The organism is Pinisolibacter sp. DMC19, from assembly GCF_056313985.1.
On record NZ_JBQUZF010000009.1, the window covers coordinates 97,804 to 117,424 of the forward strand.

Annotated in this window: 11 protein-coding genes; 8 read left to right on the plus strand and 3 right to left on the minus strand. The window is 71.4% G+C overall.

The features are described 5' to 3' along the window. Positions 1 to 38: 38 nt before the first annotated feature. From ACT53U_RS18260 to ACT53U_RS18295, 8 genes are all read left to right on the plus strand, one after another. Entirely contained in the window at positions 39 to 1,202 is a 1,164-nt protein-coding gene (locus ACT53U_RS18260) for a polysaccharide biosynthesis/export family protein (protein WP_476157237.1), read from the plus strand. Positions 1,203 to 1,302: 100 nt separating this feature from the next. Then, complete coding sequence (locus ACT53U_RS18265; RefSeq protein ID WP_476157238.1) at positions 1,303 to 2,676, plus strand: capsule biosynthesis protein; 1,374 nt, start codon at positions 1,303 to 1,305, stop codon at positions 2,674 to 2,676. 154 nt (positions 2,677 to 2,830) lie between these two features. Then, complete coding sequence (locus ACT53U_RS18270; RefSeq protein ID WP_476157239.1) at positions 2,831 to 10,177, plus strand: SDR family NAD(P)-dependent oxidoreductase; 7,347 nt, start codon at positions 2,831 to 2,833, stop codon at positions 10,175 to 10,177. Continuing rightward, entirely contained in the window at positions 10,174 to 11,541 is a 1,368-nt protein-coding gene (locus ACT53U_RS18275) for an aminotransferase class I/II-fold pyridoxal phosphate-dependent enzyme (protein ID WP_476157240.1), read from the plus strand. The genes ACT53U_RS18270 and ACT53U_RS18275 overlap by 4 nt, the downstream gene beginning before the upstream one ends. A gap of 587 nt (positions 11,542 to 12,128) precedes the next feature. Then, on the plus strand, positions 12,129 to 13,262 hold the full coding sequence (locus ACT53U_RS18280; RefSeq protein WP_476157241.1) for an ABC transporter ATP-binding protein: 1,134 nt from the start codon (positions 12,129 to 12,131) through the stop codon (positions 13,260 to 13,262). 106 nt (positions 13,263 to 13,368) lie between these two features. Continuing rightward, positions 13,369 to 14,421, plus strand: a complete 1,053-nt coding sequence (locus ACT53U_RS18285; protein ID WP_476157243.1) for an ABC transporter substrate-binding protein — start codon at positions 13,369 to 13,371, stop codon at positions 14,419 to 14,421. 343 nt (positions 14,422 to 14,764) lie between these two features. After that, on the plus strand, positions 14,765 to 15,994 hold the full coding sequence (locus ACT53U_RS18290; protein WP_476157245.1) for an ABC transporter permease: 1,230 nt from the start codon (positions 14,765 to 14,767) through the stop codon (positions 15,992 to 15,994). A gap of 10 nt (positions 15,995 to 16,004) precedes the next feature. Further along, positions 16,005 to 16,832 (plus strand): ABC transporter permease, encoded by an 828-nt coding sequence (locus ACT53U_RS18295; protein ID WP_476157246.1) that lies wholly within the window; start codon positions 16,005 to 16,007, stop codon positions 16,830 to 16,832. A 16-nt stretch (positions 16,833 to 16,848) separates the two neighbouring features. Here the strand turns inward: ACT53U_RS18295 and ACT53U_RS18300 are convergent, their stop codons facing one another. The 3 genes from ACT53U_RS18300 to rfbD are packed head-to-tail and all read right to left on the minus strand — an operon-like array spanning position 16,849 to position 19,617. Beyond that, on the minus strand, positions 16,849 to 17,781 hold the full coding sequence (locus tag ACT53U_RS18300) for a LysR substrate-binding domain-containing protein (RefSeq protein WP_476157248.1): 933 nt from the start codon (positions 17,779 to 17,781) through the stop codon (positions 16,849 to 16,851). Between the two features lie 40 nt (positions 17,782 to 17,821). Beyond that, positions 17,822 to 18,700: a glucose-1-phosphate thymidylyltransferase RfbA gene (rfbA, locus tag ACT53U_RS18305; protein WP_476157249.1), complete on the minus strand. Its 879-nt coding sequence runs from the start codon at positions 18,698 to 18,700 to the stop codon at positions 17,822 to 17,824. A 2-nt stretch (positions 18,701 to 18,702) separates the two neighbouring features. Beyond that, positions 18,703 to 19,617: a dTDP-4-dehydrorhamnose reductase gene (gene rfbD / locus ACT53U_RS18310; protein WP_476157251.1), complete on the minus strand. Its 915-nt coding sequence runs from the start codon at positions 19,615 to 19,617 to the stop codon at positions 18,703 to 18,705. Positions 19,618 to 19,621: the final 4 nt, after the last annotated feature.

The window sequence follows — 19,621 nt, forward strand, 5'->3', positions numbered from 1 at the left end:
GGCATGCGTTGCGGTCTTTCGGGGTTCACGGGGTTTCCATGCGGGTTCTGTTGCATCTGGCGGCCATGGTTGCGGCGACCTCCCTTCTGGTCGGCTGCTCCGCACTTCCCGCCCAGGGCCCGAGCTCGCAGTCCGTCGTCGCCGACGGCGCGCCCGCCGCCGACGAGTCCTTCGACGGCTACCTCGTCGTCGATCTCGACGCCCGCGTCGCCGACATCGTCGCCACCCGCCCCGATTCCTCGCTCCTCGGCCGATTCGGCTCGCACGGTCCGTCGCCCGATCCGCTGATCGGCATCGGCGATTCGATCAACGTGACGATCTGGGAAGCCGCATCCGGCGGTCTCTTCTCCTCGGCGGTCGTCTCCAACGCCTCGCCCGGCTCGCGCTCGGTGGTGATCCCCGATCAGGTCGTCGCCCGCGACGGCTCGATCACCGTGCCCTATGCCGGCCGCATCCGCGTCGCCGGCTTCACGCCGCCCGCCGTCGAACAGCGCATCGTCGCCGCTCTCACCGGCAAGGCGATCGAACCGCAGGCGCTGGTCACCGTCAGCCGCAACCTCGCCAACACGGTCACCATCACCGGCGAGGTGGTCAACGGCGCCCGCATCCCGCTGTCGACCCGCGGCGATCGCATCCTCGACGTCATCGCCCAGGCCGGCGGCATCCGCTCGCCGGTGCACGAGACCTTCGTCAGCCTGACCCGCGGCGGACACACCGCCGTGGTGCCGATGCAGACGCTGCTCGATCGCCCGAGCGAGAACATCTTCGCCCGCCCCGGCGACACGCTGACCATCGTCCGCGACCCGCAGACCTTCACCGCCTTCGGCGCCACCGGCCGCAACGCGCTCGTCACCTTCGACGCCCGCGGCATCACGCTGGAAGAGGCGGTCGCCAAGTCGGGCGGTCTGCTCGACGAACAGTCCGATCCGTCGGCGGTCTTCCTGCTGCGCCAGGAGAACGTCGAGGTGGCCCGCCGCCTCGATCCGAAGTTCCCGATCCCGGCCGGCCGCACCAAGGTCGACGTCGTCTATCGGGTCGACCTGCGCAACACCAACACCTTCTTCGTGGCCCGTCGTTTCTCGGTCCAGAACAAGGACATGGTCTACGTCGCCAACGCCCCGTTCACGACGGTCCGCAAGGTTCTGTCGGTGGTGCAGCAGGCGGCCGGCCCCGCGGTGACGGCGAAGTCGCTGAGTCAGTGACCCTTCGGTCCGCACGCCCATTCCGACCGGCGCCTGACCGGTCGTGACGGGATCGCCGAGGTCGATCGACCGATCACCACAGCCCCGGTCGAGGAGAGCGATGAGCGAAGCGCCGTCCCCCTCTCGCGATTCGAGCCCGCCGCGCCGCCGCGTGGTGCTCTTCCTCGAAGGTCCCGCCTCGCCCTTCCTGCGCCGCGTCGCCGACCGGGTGATCGAGGCCGGACACGGCGTCCGCCACATCGCCTTCTGCCTCGGCGATCTCGTCTTCTGGCGCCTGATCACCGGGCTGCCCTTCGGCCGCCGCCGCCCCGCCCCACCGTCGATCTTCTGGAAGGGCCGGCTCGCCGACTGGCCCGCCTTCCTCGAGCGTCTGATCGCGAGCGAGGGCATCACCGACGTCGTCATGCTCGGCGACGGCCGCCCGGTCCATGCCGCCGCGATCCCGGTCGCCCGAGGCCGCGGCGTCCGCATCCACATCCTCGAACACGGCTATCTGCGCCCGGATTGGCTGACCCTCGAGCCCGACGGCATGTCCGGCCGCTCGCGCATGCCGCGTGACCAGGCGGTGATTCTCGCCATGGCGGAAGGCGCACCGCCGGTCGATCTGCGGCCGCTGTGGCGGCAGTCGGAGCTGCGTTACTCGCTCTATGACCTCGCCTATCACCTGCCGAACGTCGTCCTCGGCCCCTTCGTCCATCGCCACTACCGCACCCACGGGCCGGTCCACCCGCTCGTCGAATATGCCGGTTGGGCCCTCCGACAGGTGAAGGCACCGCTGGAACGGCGGCGCCTCGCCGCCACGCTGCCCGCCTTCCTCGACGGCCGACGGCGCTTCTTCCTCTTCCCGCTGCAGCTCGCCGGCGACTGGCAGATCAGGGTCCATGCCCCCGGCGGCGACCTGATGGCGCTGGTCGAGACGACGCTCGCCTCCTTCGCCGCTTCGGCGCCGGCCGATCGCCACCTGCTGTTCAAGGTCCATCCGATCGACAACGGCCTCGCCGACTGGCGCACCGCGATCGGCCGCCGCGCCGCCGCCCTCGGCATCGCCGACCGCGTCGCGGTGATCGTCGGCGGCCCGCTCGACGCGCTGATCGCCGCGGCCCAAGGCGTCGTTCTCATCAATTCGACGGTGGGCGTCACCGCCCTTCTCGCCGGCCGACCGGTCTTCGCCCTCGGCCATGCCGTCTACGGCGTCGCCGGCATGGTCGCGCCCGGTCCGCTCGAAAGCTTCTGGACCGCCCCGACACCGCCCGATCTGCGCCTGACCGATGCCTTTTTTCGGTTGATACAAGATCGCATCCAGCTCAGAGGCGGCTTCGTCGCCAAAGAAGCCGTGGAAGTCGGAGCATCGAGTGTGGCACAAAGATTGGTGACGGATCTGGACGCCTTACCGCCGGTCGACGACATGAGAAACGATGCCGAAACTTTACACACGCAGCGGATCGTGGGAACGGCTGGTTCGCTGAAAACGTGATCTGGACAGGGTCCGCGACAGCGGGCGGAAGGTGGCCTCCGGGCCGCCGGGGAATTCGGCGGGAGACGAGCAGACGGGCTCGGAACGCTCGCCGCCGGGAGAACGATGTGATCCGATTGCCGAGATGACCGAGCGAATCGAGACCTCCGGGCGATTGGACGCCTCCCGCGCTCCGACGATCGGCATCGTCGGTGCAGCCTGTCGTCTGCCCGGTGCGGCCGACGAGGCGGGCTTCCGCGCGCTGCTCGCCGAGGGCCGTTCGGCCGTGCGCCCAGCGCCCGAGGGCCGCTGGAACGTCGCTCGCCATCTCCACCCCGCGCGCAACGCAGCCGGCTATGCCTATTCCTTCGCCGGCGGCTATCTCGACGCGCCCTTCGCCTTCGACACCACCGTCTTCGGCCTGTCGCCGCGCGAGGCGGCGCAGATGGACCCGCAGCAGCGTCTGCTGCTCGAGGTCGTCTGGGACGCGCTCGGCGATGCCGAGATCCCGCCGGCCTCGCTCGCCCGCACCGACGTCGGCGTCTACGTCGGCGGTTCGAGCCTCGATCACGGCAACATCCACGCCGCCGATCCGGCCTCGATCGACAGTCACTTCATGACCGGCAACACGCTGTCGATCCTGGCCAATCGCATCTCCTACGTCTTCGACCTGCGCGGGCCGAGCTTCACCGTCGACACCGCCTGTTCGTCGTCGCTGGTCGCCTTCGCCCGCGCCGTCGCCGACCTCGAGGCGGGACGGGTCGAGACGGCGATCGTCGCCGGCGTCAACGTGCTGCTGTCGCCCTTCTCCTTCGTCGGCTTCTCGCGCGCCTCGATGCTGTCGCAGACCGGCCTCTGCCGGCCGTTCTCGGCCGACGGCGACGGCTACGTCCGTTCCGAGGGCGCCGTCGCCCTCGTCCTGACGCGGACCGATAGCGCCCGCCTCGGCGCGCTGCGGGCCACGGTCGAAGCCGCCGACGTCAATTCCGACGGCCGCACCTCCGGCATCGCCCTGCCCGGCCTCGACGGCCAGACCGCCCTGCTCGAGCGCATCTATCGCGATTTCGACGCCGACGCGCTCGCCTTCGTCGAGGCCCACGGCACCGGCACCCGGGTCGGCGACCCGATCGAGGCGGAGGCGCTCGGCCGCGTCCTCGGTCGCCGCCGGTCGCGTCCGCTGCCGATCGGCTCGGTCAAGTCGAACATCGGCCATCTCGAGCCCGCCTCCGGCGTCGCCGGCATCATGAAGGCGCTGATCGCGCTCGAGACGCGGGTGCTGCCGGCGAGCCTCCATCTCGACGCGCTCCATCCCGACATCGACTTCGAAGGCCTCAACCTCGCCCCGGCCCGGACCGCGATCGCCCTGCCGAGCGAGCCCGCGACGCTGGTCGCCGGCGTCTCGTCCTTCGGCTTCGGCGGCACCAATGCCCATGTCTTGCTGCGCGGCGCCCCGAAGCGCTCGGCAGACACCGCCGCAGAGACCGCCGCGCCCGCCCGCCTCGTCGTCTCCGCCGCCTCGCGCGAGGCGCTGCGCGCCGGCGCCAAGACCGTCGCCGAACGGCTCGAGGCCGGTGTCGACGCGCACCGTCTCGCCGCGGCGCTGGTCGCCGGCCGCGATCTGATGGAACACCGCGCGGTCGTCTCCCTCGACGCCGACGATCTCGCCGGCGCGCTCGCGGGCTTTGCCGCCGACGGCCGCCACGGCGACGTCGAGGAGGGTCTGGCGCGCGGCCGCGAAGCGAGCGTCTGCCTCGTCTATTCCGGCAACGGCGCCCAGTGGGCCGGCATGGGCCGCACCGCCTTCGCCCGCAACGCCGCCTTCCGCACCCGGTTCGAAGAGGTCGCCGCGACCTTCGCGACGCTCTCCGACCGTTCGCTGGTCGACGATCTGCACGATCCTGAACTGGCCGAGAAGATGCGCTTCGGCGCCTTCCTCCAGCCGATCCTCTTCGGCCTGCAGACCGCGACGACGGCGAGCCTCGTCGCCGCCGGTCTCCGCCCGGCGATGGTCGTCGGCCATTCGATCGGCGAACTCGCCGCGGCGACGGACGCCGGCGCGATCGGTCTCGACGACGCCCTGCGCATCGTCGCCGCCCGCTCCGCCTGCCAGGAGGCGGTGCACGGCCGCGGCACCATGGCGGTCTTCGCCGCCGGCCGCGAGGCGATCGCCGACCTCCTCGCCGACCTCCGCCGCGACGACGTCGAGATCGCCGCCGACAACGGCCCCGCCTCGGTGACGATCTCCGGCGCAACCGAAGCGGTCGCCCGCGCCGTCCGCGAGGGTCGCCGCCGGCGGATCGCCAGCCGCACGCTCGACATCGAATATCCCTTCCACTCCCGCTTCGTCGACGGCCTGCGCGAGCGCATGCTGGAGGCGCTCGGCCCGATCGCCCCGCGCCCCGCGTCGATCGAACTGATCTCCACCGTGACCGGCGAGCCGATCGGCGGCCGCCTGCTCGACGCCGATCACTGGTGGTGGAACGTCCGCGCCCCCGTCCGCTTCCGCGACGCGATCGAAAGGGCGGCCGGCCTCGGCGCCGGACTCTTCGTCGAGATCGGCCCACGCCCGATCCTCCAGTCGCCGATCGCCGACACGCTGCGCGACGCCGGCTCCGCGGCGCGAACGGTCGCGACCCTCGCCGAGGCCGACGATCGCCGCACCCATGCCGATCCGATCGCCCGCATCGTCGCCCGGCTGGTCGCCAACGGCGCGACGCTCGTCGAGCCCACCGCCCCGCCGCCGCCGGTCGACCGCACCCTCGGCCTGCCGGCCTATGCCTGGCAGCGGCGCGAACACCGCTTCGCCCATACGTCCGAACGGCTCGATGTCTTCGGCGAGGAGGCGATCCATCCGCTGATCGGCGCCCGTCTGGCGCAGGGCCAGCACGAGTGGCGCACCCGCCTCGACGCCCGCCTCCAGCCCTGGCTCGCCGACCACGTCGTCGAGGGCGAGATCGTCGTGCCCGCCGCCGCGATCGCCGAGATGATCCTCGCCGTCGGCCGCGACCTCGAGCCGGAAGGCCCCCTCGCCTTCGAAGACCTCGACGTGCTGGTGCCGCTGACCCTGCCGGCCGACGGCATGCGCGAACTGTCGATCCGCCACGCCGAGGCGACCGGTGCCGTCGAGATCTGGAGCCGCCCGCGCTTCGGTCCCGACGAATGGAGCCTCAACGCCCGCGCCCGCCTCGCCGCACCGACCGCGCCGCGTCGCCCGCCCGCCGGCAGCGGCACCCGGCGCGGCACCTTCGCGACCGACGCGATCTATGCCGCCGCGTCGGTCTTCGGCATCGACTACGGCCCGGCCTTCCGCCTCGCGCTCGCCTGCGACCGGCGCGGCGACACGATGACGGTCGAGACGCTGCCCGCGACGCCGGTCCCGCTCGGGCAGGGTCTGTCGCCGCTGCTGCTCCATCCGGCGAGCCTCGACGCCGCGCTCCACCCGCTGTTCTGTTTCGTCGACGCCGACCCCGCGTCGCGCGAGACCCATCTGCCGGTCGGCATCACCCGCCTCGTGCTCCATCGCGACGGCGCGACCGTCGTCGCCGCCAGCGTCCGGGTCGAGCGCGAGACCGAGAACACGCTGACCGTCGGCGTCCATCTGTTCGACGCCGAGGGCAGGATCGTCGCCGAGGCCGACGGCATCCACATGCGCCGCGTCATGCTCGAACAGCGCGCCGTCGACGACGTCTGCTTCCGCGTCGAGATCTGCCGGCGCGAACGCGCCGCGCCGCTCGACCCCGCGGCGGTGATCGGTGCCGCCTTCGCCGGCCGTGGCGAGGAGGCACCCGACGAGGCGCGGCTGATGCTGCGCGCCCACATGCTGGCGACCGCCCACCGGGCCCTCCTCCGCGTCGCCGACGCCGATCGCCGCCTCGACATCGGCGCGGCGACCCTCGCCGGACGGCTCTCGCCCGAGGCGACCGGCTGGGTCGGCCACATGGCCGAGGTCCTCGCCGACGCCGGTCTGGCGGATCTCGACGCCGCCGGCGTCCGGCTCGCCACCGAGACCGGCCTGCCGGAGCCCGAACCGATTCTGGCGACCTTCGCCGCCGAATTCCCGGCCGCCAACGACGAACTGCTGCACGCCGCCCGAACCGCCGCCGAGATCGACGGCTTCCTCACCGGAGGCCCGGCTCCCGGCCGTGGCCGCGCGCTGGCACAGGTCTTCGAGGAGACGCCGCTCCTGTCCGGCCCGGCGCGACGCAGCCTCGATGCCGCGCTCCGGGCGCTGATGAGCGCCGACGGCGACGTGCCGCCGCGCCTTCTCGTCGCCCAGTCGCACGCCCGCCGCCTCCTCGCCCTGCTGCTCGGTCACGTCCAACGCACCGGCCTGCGGGTGACGGTCGCCGGCACCGATCGGACCCGCCTCGAACGCCTCGCCGCGCGCCTGCCCGCGGGATCGGGCATCGACGTGCTCGACCTCGCCACGGCCCCCGGCGATGCGCCACGCTTCGATCTCGCTCTGATGGTCGCCAGCCACGGCCGCGACGACGACCTGCTCGAGAAGATGGCCGCCCACGTGGTCGACGACGGCGCCCTCGTCGTCTTCCATCCGATGGACGACGGACTGATCGACTTCTGGTTCGGTATGGCCGACGACTGGTTCGCCGGCTCCCTCGATCCGAATCTGGCGATCGGCGGCATCTGCCCGATCGGCGATGCTCGCCGACGCCTCGAACGAATCGGCTGTTCCGCGATCGGCGAGCACGCGATCGGCGCGCCCGGCGAGATCGCCCTGATCGGCCACCTGCCGGCGCGGGCCGCGACACCGGCGCCGGCGCCGATCGCCCGGATCCTCGACGAGGACGCGGCCGATGCCGGCCTCCTCGCCGCCTTCCGCACCGCCTTTGCGGCGCGCGACGGGCGCCTGGTCGATGCCGATGCACCCGCCGAGCGCATCCGCTTCTTCGCCCGCGCCGCCGGTGACGACCGCAGCCGCGCCGTCGCGGCGCTCGAGACGCTGCGCGCCGACCTCCTCGCCGGTACGGGATCGCCCCGCCTCGCCGTCGTGCTGCGCACCGGCACCGGCGCAGGGCGCGATCCGGTCTGCGACGCGATCCGCGGCTTCCTCCGCGTCGCACTCAACGAACGGGCCGGCGCACGCATCCGCGTCCTCGATCTCGATCCGGCGCTCGACGACACCGCGGCCGGCGCGGCGCTCGCCGATTGGATCGCCCGCGACGACGGCGAGGCCGACACCACCGTCACGCCCGACGGCACCTTCGTGCCGCGCGTCCGCCGCGGTCTTCCCGCCGCGACGGGTGCCGAGGCGGCGACGGAGGCGCTCGAGGCGGTGCTGCCGCGGCGCGGTGCGCTCGAACACTTCACCTGGCGCCCCAAACCCCGCCGCGCCCCCGGTCTCGGCGAGATCGAGGTCGAGGTGATCGCCACCGGCCTCAATTTCCGCGACGTGATGCTGGCGATGGGCCTGCTCGACGAGGGCGACGTCGCCGACGGTCTCGCCGGCGCCGACTACGGTTTCGAATGCGTCGGCCGCGTCGTCGCGCTCGGCGAGGGCGCTGCCCGCTTCCGTCCCGGCGACGTCGTGCTCGGCTTCGCCCCGCGCGCCTTCGCCAGCCACGTCACCGGCCCCGCCGACGTCTTCGTCCCCGCGCCCGAGGGCATCGAGCCGACCGCCGCCGCCACCGTGCCGGTCGCCTTCGTCACCGCCTGGTACGGCCTCGTCGAATGCGCGCGGCTGAAGCCGGGCGAGGTCGTCCTCGTCCACGGCGCCGCCGGCGGCGTCGGACTGGCGGCGCTGCAGGTCGCCCGCAGCCTCGGCGCCCGCGTCGTCGCCACCGTCTCGACGCCGGAGAAGCGCGCCCTCGCCCGTCTGTTCGGAGCCGAGACCATCCTCGATTCGCGCTCGCTCGACTTCGTCGACACCGTCCGCAAGGACCTCGGCGGCGTCGACGTGGTGTTGAACAGCCTGTCGGGCGACGCCATGCGGGCCGGCGTGAAGTGCCTGAAGCCCTTCGGCCGCTTCGTCGAACTCGGCAAGCGCGACTATGTCGCCAACACCGAGCTGGCGCTGCGCCCCTTCCGCCGCAACCTCACCTATCACGGCGTCGACGTCGACCAGCTGCTCGCCCACGATCCCTCGATCGTCGCCCGCGGCTTCGCGGCGATCACCGCAGGCTTCCGCGAAGGGCGCTTCTCGGCCCTGCCCCACCGCCTGTTCGAGGCCGACGAGATCGGCGAGGCCTTCCGCCTGATGCAGGCCGCCGGCCACGTCGGCAAGATCCTGGTGCGCCCGCCCGTCCCCGGCACGCGCCGCCTGCCGGCCGCGGCGAAGACGCCCTTCGCCCCCGGCGACGGCGTCCAGCTGGTCGTCGGCGGTACCGGCGGCTTCGGTCTGGCGACCGCGCTCCACCTCGCCGACAAGGGCGCCCGCCGCATCGTCGTCGCCTCCCGCTCGGGTCGGCTCGAAGACGGCACGGCCGAGAAGGTCGCCGCACTCGCCGCCCGCGGCGTCGATTTCCGCGTCGAGACCGTCGATGCCGCCGATCTCGACGCGGTCGAGGCGCTGATCGCGCGCACCGCCCGCGACGTCGGGCCGATCTCCGGCGTCTGGCTGACCGCCATGGTGCTCGACGACGGCCTCCTCGCCGACCTCGATGCGACGCGGATCGACCGCGTCCTCGCCCCCAAGGTCGGCGGCGCCGTCAACCTCGACCGCGCCACCCGCGGCCAGCCGGTCGAGACCTTCGTGCTCTTCTCCTCGGCCGCGGCGCTGGTCGGCAGCCCCGGGCAATCTGCCTATGCCGCCGCCAACGCCTTCGTCGAGGGCCTCGCCCGCCGCCGCCGCGCCGAGGGCCTGCCGGCGCTCGCCGTCGCCTGGGGCGCCATCGCCGACGTCGGCGTGCTCGCCCGCGAAGGCGCGACCGCGGCGCGGCTCGAGCGCGTCACCGGCGTCGCCGGCTTCCGCGCCCGCGAGGCGCTCGCCCGGCTCGACGATCTCCTCGCCCGCGCCGACCGTTTCGACGATCCGGTCATCTGCTGCGCCGGCTTCCGCAAGGTCGGCGCTCTGCGCGATCTGGCACTGCTCGCCACCCCCGCCTTCGAGGACTTCCTGCGCGGCGACGGCGAGAGCGAGGAGGGCGAGACAGATCTCGCCACCCTGATCGACGGCAAGTCGGACGGCGAAGCGCTGAAGATCCTCTGCGACATCGTCGCCGGCGAGGTCGCCCGCATCCTGCGGTTGGCGCCGTCGGAGGTCGACGTCGGCCGGCCCCTCGACGAACTCGGCCTCGATTCGCTGATGGCGCTCGAGCTGCGCATGAACGTCGAGAGCCGCTTCGGCGTCGAGCTGCCGCTGGTCGCCATCACCTCGGTCAAGAACCTGCACGATCTCGCCCGCCGGCTGTTGCAGTCGCTGCGCGGCGGCGATACTCCCGAAGAGGGCCGTCTCGACGTCGGCGACGAGACCCTCGTCGCCATGCACGGCGGCGACGGCGAGGCCTTCGCCGGCCTCTCGGCCGAGATCGAGGCCCGTCGCAAGCGCCTGGAGGGGCGGACGTGACCAGCGAAGACGACCGCGGCCGGCTCTCCGGCGACCAGCGCGCCGCCATGCTCGCCGCCATGCGCCGCGGCTCGCCGCCGGCCGCGCGCCAGCGCGAGACCGCCCCGCCGCGCGGCAACTGGGACACGTCCTTCGTCTCCCTGCCCGGCTATCGCTCGATGACCACCCATCTCGTCGCCGGCGAGATGCTCGGCATCGCCAACCCGTTCCATCGCCTGCACGCGGGCCGCTCCGGCGCCCGTGCGACGATCGACGGCCGCGACTGCCTGAACTTCGCCTCCTACGACTATCTCGGCCTCAACGGTCACCCGAAGGTGACCGAGGCGGTGGGCGCCGCCGCCGCCGAATGGGGCACCTCGGTCTCCGCCAGCCGCCTGACGGCGGGCGAACGCCCCGCCCATCGCGAGCTCGAGCGCGAACTTGCCGCCGTCTACGACGCCGACGCCGCGCTGGTCTTCGTCTCCGGCCACGCCACCAACGTCTCGGCCATCGCCGCGCTGATCGGGCCGAAGGATCTGATCGTCCACGACGCGCTCGCCCACAATTCGATCGTCGTCGGTGCCGAGACCTCGCGCGCTCAGCGTCGCCTCTATCCCCACAACGACCTCGACGCACTCGAGCGCCTGCTCGAGGCCAACCGCCACAAGTTCGAGCGCTGCCTGATCGTCACCGAGGGCCTGTTCTCGATGGACGGCGACGGGCCCGACCTCGCCCGTCTGGTCGAGATCAAGGAACGCTGGGGCGCCTGGCTGATGGTCGACGAGGCCCATGCCCTCGGCGTCCTCGGCGCCACGGGCCGCGGCATCGCCGAACACGCGCACGTCGATCCCCGTCGTGTCGACATCTGGATGGGCACGCTGTCGAAGACGCTGGTCGGCTGCGGCGGCTACATCGCCGGCTCGACCGCGCTGATCGACTATCTGCGCTTCCATGCCCCCGGCATGGTCTATTCGGTCGGCATGCCGGTGCCGCTCGCCGTCGCCTCGCTGACGGCGCTGCGCCTGATGCGAGCCGAGCCCGAGCGCGTCGCGCGCCTCCAGACGGTCGCCCGCCGCTTCCTCGAACGCGCCCGTGCCGCGGGCCTCGACGTCGGCGAGAGCTGGGGCCATGCCGTGGTGCCGATCGTCGTCGGCGACAGCATCCGCACCGTCGTCCTCGCCGACCGGCTCTTCGCCCGCGGCGTCAACGCCTTCCCGATCATCCCGCCCGGCGTGCCCGAGCGCTCCGCCCGCCTGCGCTTCTTCCTTTCCGCCGCCCACACCGACGACGACGTCGATCGCGCCGTCGCCATGGTCGCCGAAGAACTCGGCCGGCTGGTCGAGGAAGGCGTCTCGGTCACCGCCCTCTCCGCCATGCTGAAGTGAGGCGACGGGCGCCGAACGCCCCCGCGTCGCTTCCTGTACGAACGTTCGTTCGGAGGGCTTGCGGACGGGCGCCGTCTCGGCGAACCTGACCGCCGCCGCCCTCGCGCCTCGATACCGGAGCATCAGAACCCGGAGCGCGGGATCGCGGCCGTCGAGGAACGCCGGGATGCCGACACCGCCCCGTCACACCGCCCATCGTCGCCCCTGGCGCGACGCCGATTTCGCGCCCGCACACGCGCCGGGCGCGCATTCCGCTGCGTCGCAACAGCCGACGCGGCGCCTCCTACGCAATCGCCCCGTGGTGCGCCGAAGCGGCCACCCCGCCCGGAGCCGGTGCGAAATTCGTCGCGCACCGGAGCCACGGCCCGCGCGGAACCCGTGGATTCGGGCTGAATTCCGCCTCGAATCGGCTTTGCCGGCGCCCCTTTCCAGGTGGTGCTCTCAAGGCACCGCCATGGACGAAAAAAAGCAATTGTGTGAAGGCCCCTGCCCTTTGTAGCGTCATGCCTACGCAAAGTGCAGTGCAGCGGCGGACGAAAGAGAAGCCGCCCCTGTCGAGGATGCCCCTGAGCGGGCGAGGAGGAGCGTTGAAGCCGTCCAAGACCCTGCCCGGCCGACGGTCGGAATTCGCGAGCGCCCCGACGCTCGTCACCTTCCAGAACGTCTCCAAGACCTATGACGGCCGCACCCACGTGGTGAAGGACCTCGATCTCGAGATCCGCAAGGGCGAGTTCCTGACCCTGCTCGGGCCGTCGGGTTCGGGCAAGACCACCTGTCTGATGATGCTCGCCGGCTTCGAGGTTCCGACCGGCGGCGAGATCTATCTCGGCGACTGGCCGCTCTCCCGCAAGCCGCCGCACGAGCGCGGCATCGGCATGGTGTTCCAGAACTATGCCCTGTTCCCGCACATGACGATCGCCGAGAACATCGCCTTCCCGCTCGAGGTCCGCGGCATGAGCCGCGCCGACGTCGAGGCGAAGGTGAAGCGCGCGCTCGACATGGTGCGCCTGCCCCACGTCGCCGAACGCAAGCCGGCGCAGCTCTCCGGCGGCCAGCAACAACGCATCGCGCTCGCCCGCGCCCTCGTCTTCGAGCCGGAGCTGGTGCTGATGGACGAACCGCTCGGCGCGCTCGACAAGCAGCTGCGCGAGCACATGCAGTACGAGATCCGCTCGCTGCACATGTCGCTGGGTCTGACCGTGGTCTACGTCACCCACGACCAGACCGAGGCGCTGACCATGTCGGACCGCATCGCCGTCTTCGCCGGCGGCCGCATCCGTCACCTCGCCGATCCGCGCACCCTCTACGAGGAGCCCGCCGACGGCCTCGTCGCCACCTTCGTCGGTGAATCGAACCGCTTCGACGGCACCATCGTCGGCCGCAAGGGCGAGAACGCCGTGGTCCGGACCGCCGGCGGCACGACGCTCGAGGCCTTCGCCGTCGACGTCGGCGAGAGCGGCCCCGCCGCCGTCATCGTCCGGCCCGAGAACGTCCGCATCGCCGACGGCACCGACGGGCTCGACGACGTGCTGACCGGCAAGGTGACCGACGTCGTCTATCACGGCGACCACCTCCAGGTGCACATCGCCGCCGAGGGCCTCGACGTCATCGCCAAGCAGCCGGCCCGCGACGTCGTCGCACCGGAGGTCGGCTCCGAGATCCGCTTCGGCTTCCTGACGCGCCACGCCCGGGCCTACGACCCGGACCGCACCGCGCAGTGATCCCCTTCCGGATCGCGCCCTCGCGATCCGGCGCATCCCCCGTCGCCGGCCCCGGCCTGCGGCACCACGACGAGACGCAACGCTCCGATCCAAACGGGAGAACACCATGAAGCGCAGTCATCTCTTCGCGGCCACCGCCGCAACCGTCCTGATCGCCGGCGCGGTGGCTCACGCCGCCGGTGGCAAGCTCGCCGTCGTCTCGTGGGGCGGTGCCTATCAGGATGCCCAGAAGATCATCTACTTCGAGCCCGCCAAGGCGGCCGGCATCGACCTGGTCGACGAGAGCTGGGACGGCGGCGTCGGCGTGCTGCGCGCCAAGGTCCAGGGCGGCAACGCCGGCTGGGACGTGGTCCAGGTCGAGAGCGACGAGCTCGAGATCGGCTGTGAGGAAGGCCTCTACGAGAAGCTCGACTTCGCCAAGATCGGCGGCAAGGACGCCTATCTGCCGGACGCCGTCCACAAGTGCGGCGTCGGCGCCATCCTCTACGACTTCGTCCTCGGCTACGACAAGGACAAGATCCCGGCCGACAAGGCGCCGAAGTCCTGGGCCGACTTCTTCGACACCAAGACCTGGCCGGGCAAGCGCGGCCTGCGCATGGGCGCCAAGACGACGCTCGAGATCGCGCTGATGGCCGACGGCGTCGCCGCCGACAAGGTCTACGAGGTCCTCAAGACCCCGGCCGGCGTCGACCGCGCCTTCAAGAAGCTCGACACCATCAAGAAGGACCTCGTGTTCTGGAAGTCGGGCGCCCAGCCGCCGCAGTTCCTCGCCTCCGGCGAAGTCGCCATGACGTCCGTCTACAACGGCCGCATCGACGCCGCCAACAAGAAGGACAAGCGCAACTTCGGCATCGTCTGGAACCAGGCGCTCTACACCCTCGACAGCTGGGTCATCCTCAAGGGCTCGCCGAACGTCGACGCCGCCTACAAGTTCCTGGCTCTCGCCGGCAAGCCGGAGAACCAGGCGAAGCTGCCGAACTACATCGCCTACGGCGTGACCGCCAAGGCCGCGACGCCGCTGATCGACCCGGCCGTGCTGCCGAACCTGCCGACCGCGCCGCAGAACCTCGCCTCGGCCAAGATGATCGACGTCGAGTTCTGGCTCGAGAACAACGACAAGCTCACCGAGCGCTTCAACAAGTGGGCCGCTCAGAACTGAGCGCCCTCGGATCGCGGCGGGGGAGTGTCCGCCGCGATCCACCCTTCCGGACGTTTCGGCCGTCCTCCGAAACGTCGCCACGATCTCCACCCTCCCCTCAGGGGAGGGTGGCCCGCAGGGCCGGGTGGGGTTCGACCTCGCCGCTCGGGAAACGTGGGCGTTGCAGTACCGAGGCTCCGCGAGAGCGGATGCCTTCGGCTTCACCCCACCCCTGCCCCACCCCTGAGGGGAGGGGAAAGAGCGGCACCGGCGCAAGAGACGTCCGGCGCATCGCTCACTGAGCCGACCGAAAACCGACGAGGGCGTCCGCGCCCTCCAAACGAACGAGCTTCGAGGGAAGTCCATGACCGACGTCACCGCCGCCGAACTGGACCTGCTGCGCGCCCACGCCCGCGCCGAGCGCGGTCGTCGCTGGACCGCCTTCTTCCTCGTGGCGCCGCTCCTGGTCTTCCTCGTCTTCACCTTCCTGATCCCGATCTTCGACATGCTGCGTCGATCGGTGATGGACGGCGACGTCGCCTCGGTCTGGCCCAACACCGTCCAGATCACCCGCGCCTGGGACGGCAAGGGCGAACCGCCCGCGACCCTGTGGCCGGCGCTCGCCGCCGACATCAAGTCGTCCGCTGCCGCCGACACAGTCGCGATGGCGGCCCGCCGCCTCAACTATGCCGTCGACGGCGGCCGCACGCTGGTGATGAAGGCCGCCCGCCGCATCTCCAAGCTCGACGCGGCGCCGAACGGCGATTGGCGCGCCGTCTTCGTCGAACTCGACGAGAAGTGGGTCGCGCCCGAGACGCTGACGGCGCTGCGCCGCGCCTCCGGCCCCCTGACCGACTACTACCTCCTCGCCTCGCTCGACCTGCGCAAGTCCGACAGCGGCTCGATCACCGCGGTGCCGGAGAAGGAAGCGATCTATCGCACGGTCCTGTGGCGCACCTTCTCCGTGTCGGGCGCGGTGACGCTCTTCGCCCTGCTGATCGGCTACCCTTACGCCTACCTCATGACGCGCGCCTCGAAGACCACGGCCGCGGTGATGACGGTCTTCGTGCTGCTGCCCTTCTGGACCTCGCTCCTGGTGCGCACCGCCGCCTGGATCGTGCTCCTGCAGGAGAACGGCATCGTCAACCAGTTCCTGATGTGGCTCCACCTGATCGACCACCCGATGCGGCTGATCTTCAACCGGATCGGCGTCGTCGTGGCGATGACCCACGTGCTGCTGCCCTTCATGGTGCTGCCGCTCGCCGCCGTGATGAAGGGCATCCGCCCGGAGACGGTGCGCGCCGCTCGCTCGCTCGGCGCCACGCCCTTCACCGCCTTCCGCCGCATCTACTTCCCGCAGTCGCTGCCGGGCGTGGCGGCGGGTGCGCTGCTCGTCTTCATCTCGGCCATCGGCTACTACATCACGCCCGCCCTGGTCGGCGGCGCCGACGACCAGATGCTCTCCTGGTTCATCGCCTTCTTCGTCAACGACACGATCAACTGGGGTCTCGCCGCCGCGCTCGGCGTGGTGCTGCTCGTCTGCACCACCGTGCTCTCGGTCGTCTACGCCAAGATCGTCACCCGCCGCGCCTGAGGAGGAGCCGATGTCTCAGAACCACATGCCCCTCACCGCGACCGAACGCCTCTCCGGCTGGGCACTGGCGATCTTCGCGACGCTCACCGCGATCTTCCTGATCGCGCCGATCCTGGCGATCCTGCCGCTCGGCTTCTCCGACGGCGAGTTCCTCGTCTATCCGATCCGCGGCTTCTCGATGAAGTGGCTCGATGCCTTCTTCGCCTCGGAGAAATGGGCGGTCGCGGTCAAGAACTCGTTCCTGATCGGCGCGCTGTCGGCGGCGCTCTCGACCGTGCTCGGCACCATGGCCGCGGTCGGCCTCGCCCGCACCGACTTCTGGGGCAAGAAGCTGATCACCGGCCTGGTGCTGTCGCCGCTGGTCGTGCCGATCGTCATCTATGCCGTCGGCCTCTACTTCTTCTTCGCGCCGCTCGGCCTGACCCAGTCCTATCTCGGCATCGTGCTGGCGCACGCCGCGCTCGGCAGCCCCTTCGTCGTCGTGACCGTCGGCGCTTCACTGTCGAACTTCGACCACAACCTGATGCGCGCGGCCGCCAGCCTCGGCGCCCCGCCGCTCCTCGCCTTCCGCCGTGTGATGCTGCCGCTGGTGCTGCCCGGCGTCGTCACCGGTGCGCTCTTCGCCTTCGCCGCGTCCTTCGACGAGGTGGTGACGGTGCTCTTCCTCGCCTCGCCCGAACAGCGCACCATCCCGCGTGAGATGTTCTCGGGTCTGCGCGAGAGCCTGTCGCCGATCATCGCCGCGGCGTCCGCCGTGATGATCGCCACGGCCATCGTGCTGCTGGCCGCGGTGAAGTGGCTGGAGCGTCGGACGGAGCGCATGCGCTCGAGCCTGTGAGAGCGTCGCGGGGGCGTCAGTCCCCCGCGCCCTCGCCGCCGCGGGTCTCGTCGACCGAGCGGGCGAGCCAGGCGCGGAAACGCGAGACGACGGGGTCGTTCCAGCGCGCTTCCGGCGCCACGAACCAGTAGTTCCCCATCGACACGTCGGTCTCGAGCAACTCGATCAGCCGGCCGGTCTGGATGTCGTCGGCCGCCTGCAGCCGCGTCGCCAGCGCCACGCCCTGCCCCGCCACCGCCGCGTCGAGCGCCGAGGAGGCGTACCACAGGCGCGGGCCGGCGAGATCGCCGGGCGGGCGATGACCGGCGAGTTCGAACCACTGCCGCCACTGATCGCGGCTCTCCTCGTGGATCAGCGTGACCTTCGTCAGGTCCTCGAGGCTCTCGATCGGCGGGTGGGCGGCGATCCAGTTGGGGCTCGCCACGGGGAAGAGCCGCGAGCGCTCGAGCAGTTCCGACCGCGCCGCCGCGGTGGATTCGGCGCCGTAGGCGATCTCGCCGTCGGCTTCGTAATGGGCGAAGTTCGGCCGCTCCTTGGTGGCGCGCAGCACGATCTCGACGCCCGGCAGCGCCTCCTGCAGCCCGACGAGCCGCGGCGCCAGCCAGCGCGCGGCGAGGCCCGGCACGCACCACACCCGGAAGAGCCCGCGCGCCGTCGACGGCCGCAGCTCCGCCGTGGCGGAGGCGATCAGATCGAAGGCGCTGGAGACGGAACGCAGGAAGATGCGCCCCTCTTCGGTCAACTGGATGCCGCGCGGGCTGCGTTCGACCAGTCGCGCCCCGAACCAGGCCTCGAGATTGCGCACGTGGCGCGAGACGACCGTGTGGCAGACCGCCAGTTCGTCCGCCGCCTTGCGCATCGACGACAGCCGCCCGACCGCCTCGAAGGCACGCACCATCGACAGGGGCGGCAGCTGCCGTCTCGTGCCCGTCGTCGCGTCCTGCTTCATGGCAACGATCTCCCGATCGACCCGCGGCCGAAGCGACGGCTCAGAATGCCCCCGCCCGCGCGCCGAGCGTCCTGAGATACGCCCCGTAGGCGCTCTTGCCCAGCGCGTCGGCGAGACGGTCCAGACCGGCGGCGTCGATGAAGCCCATGCGATAGGCGATTTCCTCGGGGCAGGCGATCTTGAAGCCCTGCCGCTTCTCCAGCGTGCGGACGAATTCCGCCGCCTCGATCAGGCTGTCCGGCGTGCCGGTGTCGAGCCAGGCGTAGCCGCGACCCATCATCTCGACCGAGAGCTGACCGCGCTCGAGATAGACGCGGTTGACGTCGGTGATCTCGAGCTCGCCGCGCGCCGAGGGCTTCATGTTCGCGGCGATGTCGACCACCGTCTCGTCGTAGAAATAGAGCCCGGTCACCGCCCAGTTGGACTTCGGCACCGCCGGCTTCTCCTCGATCGACAGCGCCTTCATGTCGCGATCGAACTCGACGACGCCGTAACGTTCCGGATCGGTGACGTGATAGGCGAAGACCGTCGCGCCGCTCGTCCGCGCCACCGCGCGCTCGAGCAACACCGGCAGGCCGTGGCCGTAGAAGATGTTGTCGCCGAGGATCAGGCAGGACGGCCCACCGGCGACGAAGTCGGCGCCGATCGTATAGGCCTGGGCGAGGCCGCCCGGGTTCGGCTGGACGCGGTAGGAGAGCGACAGGCCCCACTGCGAACCGTCGCCGAGCAGGCGCTCGAAGTTCGGCAGATCGGTCGGCGTCGAGATGATCAGGATCTCGCGGATGCCGGCGAGCATCAGCACCGAGAGCGGATAGTAGATCATCGGCTTGTCGTAGACCGGCATCAGCTGCTTCGACGTGACCAGCGTCATCGGGTGAAGCCGCGTGCCGGCGCCGCCGGCGAGGATGATGCCCTTCATGATCAAGCCACTCCTTCGGACGCCGCGCGCCGCGGCCCCTCGAGCCTGTCGAGTACCAGTTCGAGCGAGCCCCGCCAATCGGGCAGGACGACGCCGTGGACGTCGGCGAGCTTCGACGATTCGAGCCGCGACCGCGCCGGCCGCTTCGCAGGCGTCGGATAGGCCTTGGTCGGAATACGGTCGACCGCCGGCACCTTCAGCCCGCGTGCGGCGGCGCCTTCGAAGATCGCCTCGGCGAAATCCGCCCACGAGGCATCCGGCCCGCCGGCCCCCATGTGGAAGACGCCCTCGAGCGCAGCGTCTTCCGGCCGCGCGACGAGATTGGCCGCGATCGCCAGGATGCCGTCGGCGATGTCGAAGGCCGAGGTCGGTGCGCCGATCTGATCGGCGACGACGCCGAGCCGGTCGCGGGTCTCGGCGAGCCGCAGCATCGTCTTGACGAAATTCGCCCCGAAGGGCGAATGCACCCAGGCGATGCGCAAGACCACCGCCCGCGCGCCCGATCCGAGCACGGCTTCCTCGCCCGCGAGCTTCGAGGCGCCGTAGACGCCGAGCGGCGCCACCGGGTCGGTCTCGACCCATGCGGTCGGCTTCGACCCGTCGAAGACGTAGTCGGTCGAGAGATGGATCACCGGCACGCCGAGCGCGGCCGCGGCCTTCGCCACGCGGCCCGCACCGCGACCGTTGATGGCGAACGCCAGATCCGCCTCGCTCTCCGCCTTGTCGACGGCCGTGTGTGCCGCCGCCGAGACGATCACGTCGGGCTTTGCTCCCGCGAAGACCGCCGTCGCGTCGCCGTCCTCGGCGAGATCGAGTTCCGGACGGCCGACCGCGATCACCGTGTGCCCCGCCGCCGCCGCCCGCTCGATCAGCGCCGTCGCGACCTGTCCGTTCCGGCCCGTCACCGCGATCCGCATGGGC

Bases quoted from the DNA above. Each gene is read 5' to 3' on its own strand.
- ACT53U_RS18260 (WP_476157237.1), top strand. From the start codon at position 39: ATGCGGGTTCTGTTGCATCTGGCGGCCATGGTTGCGGCGACCTCCCTT.
- ACT53U_RS18265 (WP_476157238.1), top strand. From the start codon at position 1,303: ATGAGCGAAGCGCCGTCCCCCTCTCGCGATTCGAGCCCGCCGCGCCGC.
- ACT53U_RS18285 (WP_476157243.1), top strand. From the start codon at position 13,369: ATGAAGCGCAGTCATCTCTTCGCGGCCACCGCCGCAACCGTCCTGATC.
- ACT53U_RS18290 (WP_476157245.1), top strand. From the start codon at position 14,765: ATGACCGACGTCACCGCCGCCGAACTGGACCTGCTGCGCGCCCACGCC.
- ACT53U_RS18295 (WP_476157246.1), top strand. From the start codon at position 16,005: ATGTCTCAGAACCACATGCCCCTCACCGCGACCGAACGCCTCTCCGGC.
- ACT53U_RS18300 (WP_476157248.1), bottom strand. From the start codon at position 17,781: ATGAAGCAGGACGCGACGACGGGCACGAGACGGCAGCTGCCGCCCCTG.
- rfbA (WP_476157249.1), bottom strand. From the start codon at position 18,700: ATGAAGGGCATCATCCTCGCCGGCGGCGCCGGCACGCGGCTTCACCCG.
- rfbD (WP_476157251.1), bottom strand. From the start codon at position 19,617: ATGCGGATCGCGGTGACGGGCCGGAACGGACAGGTCGCGACGGCGCTG.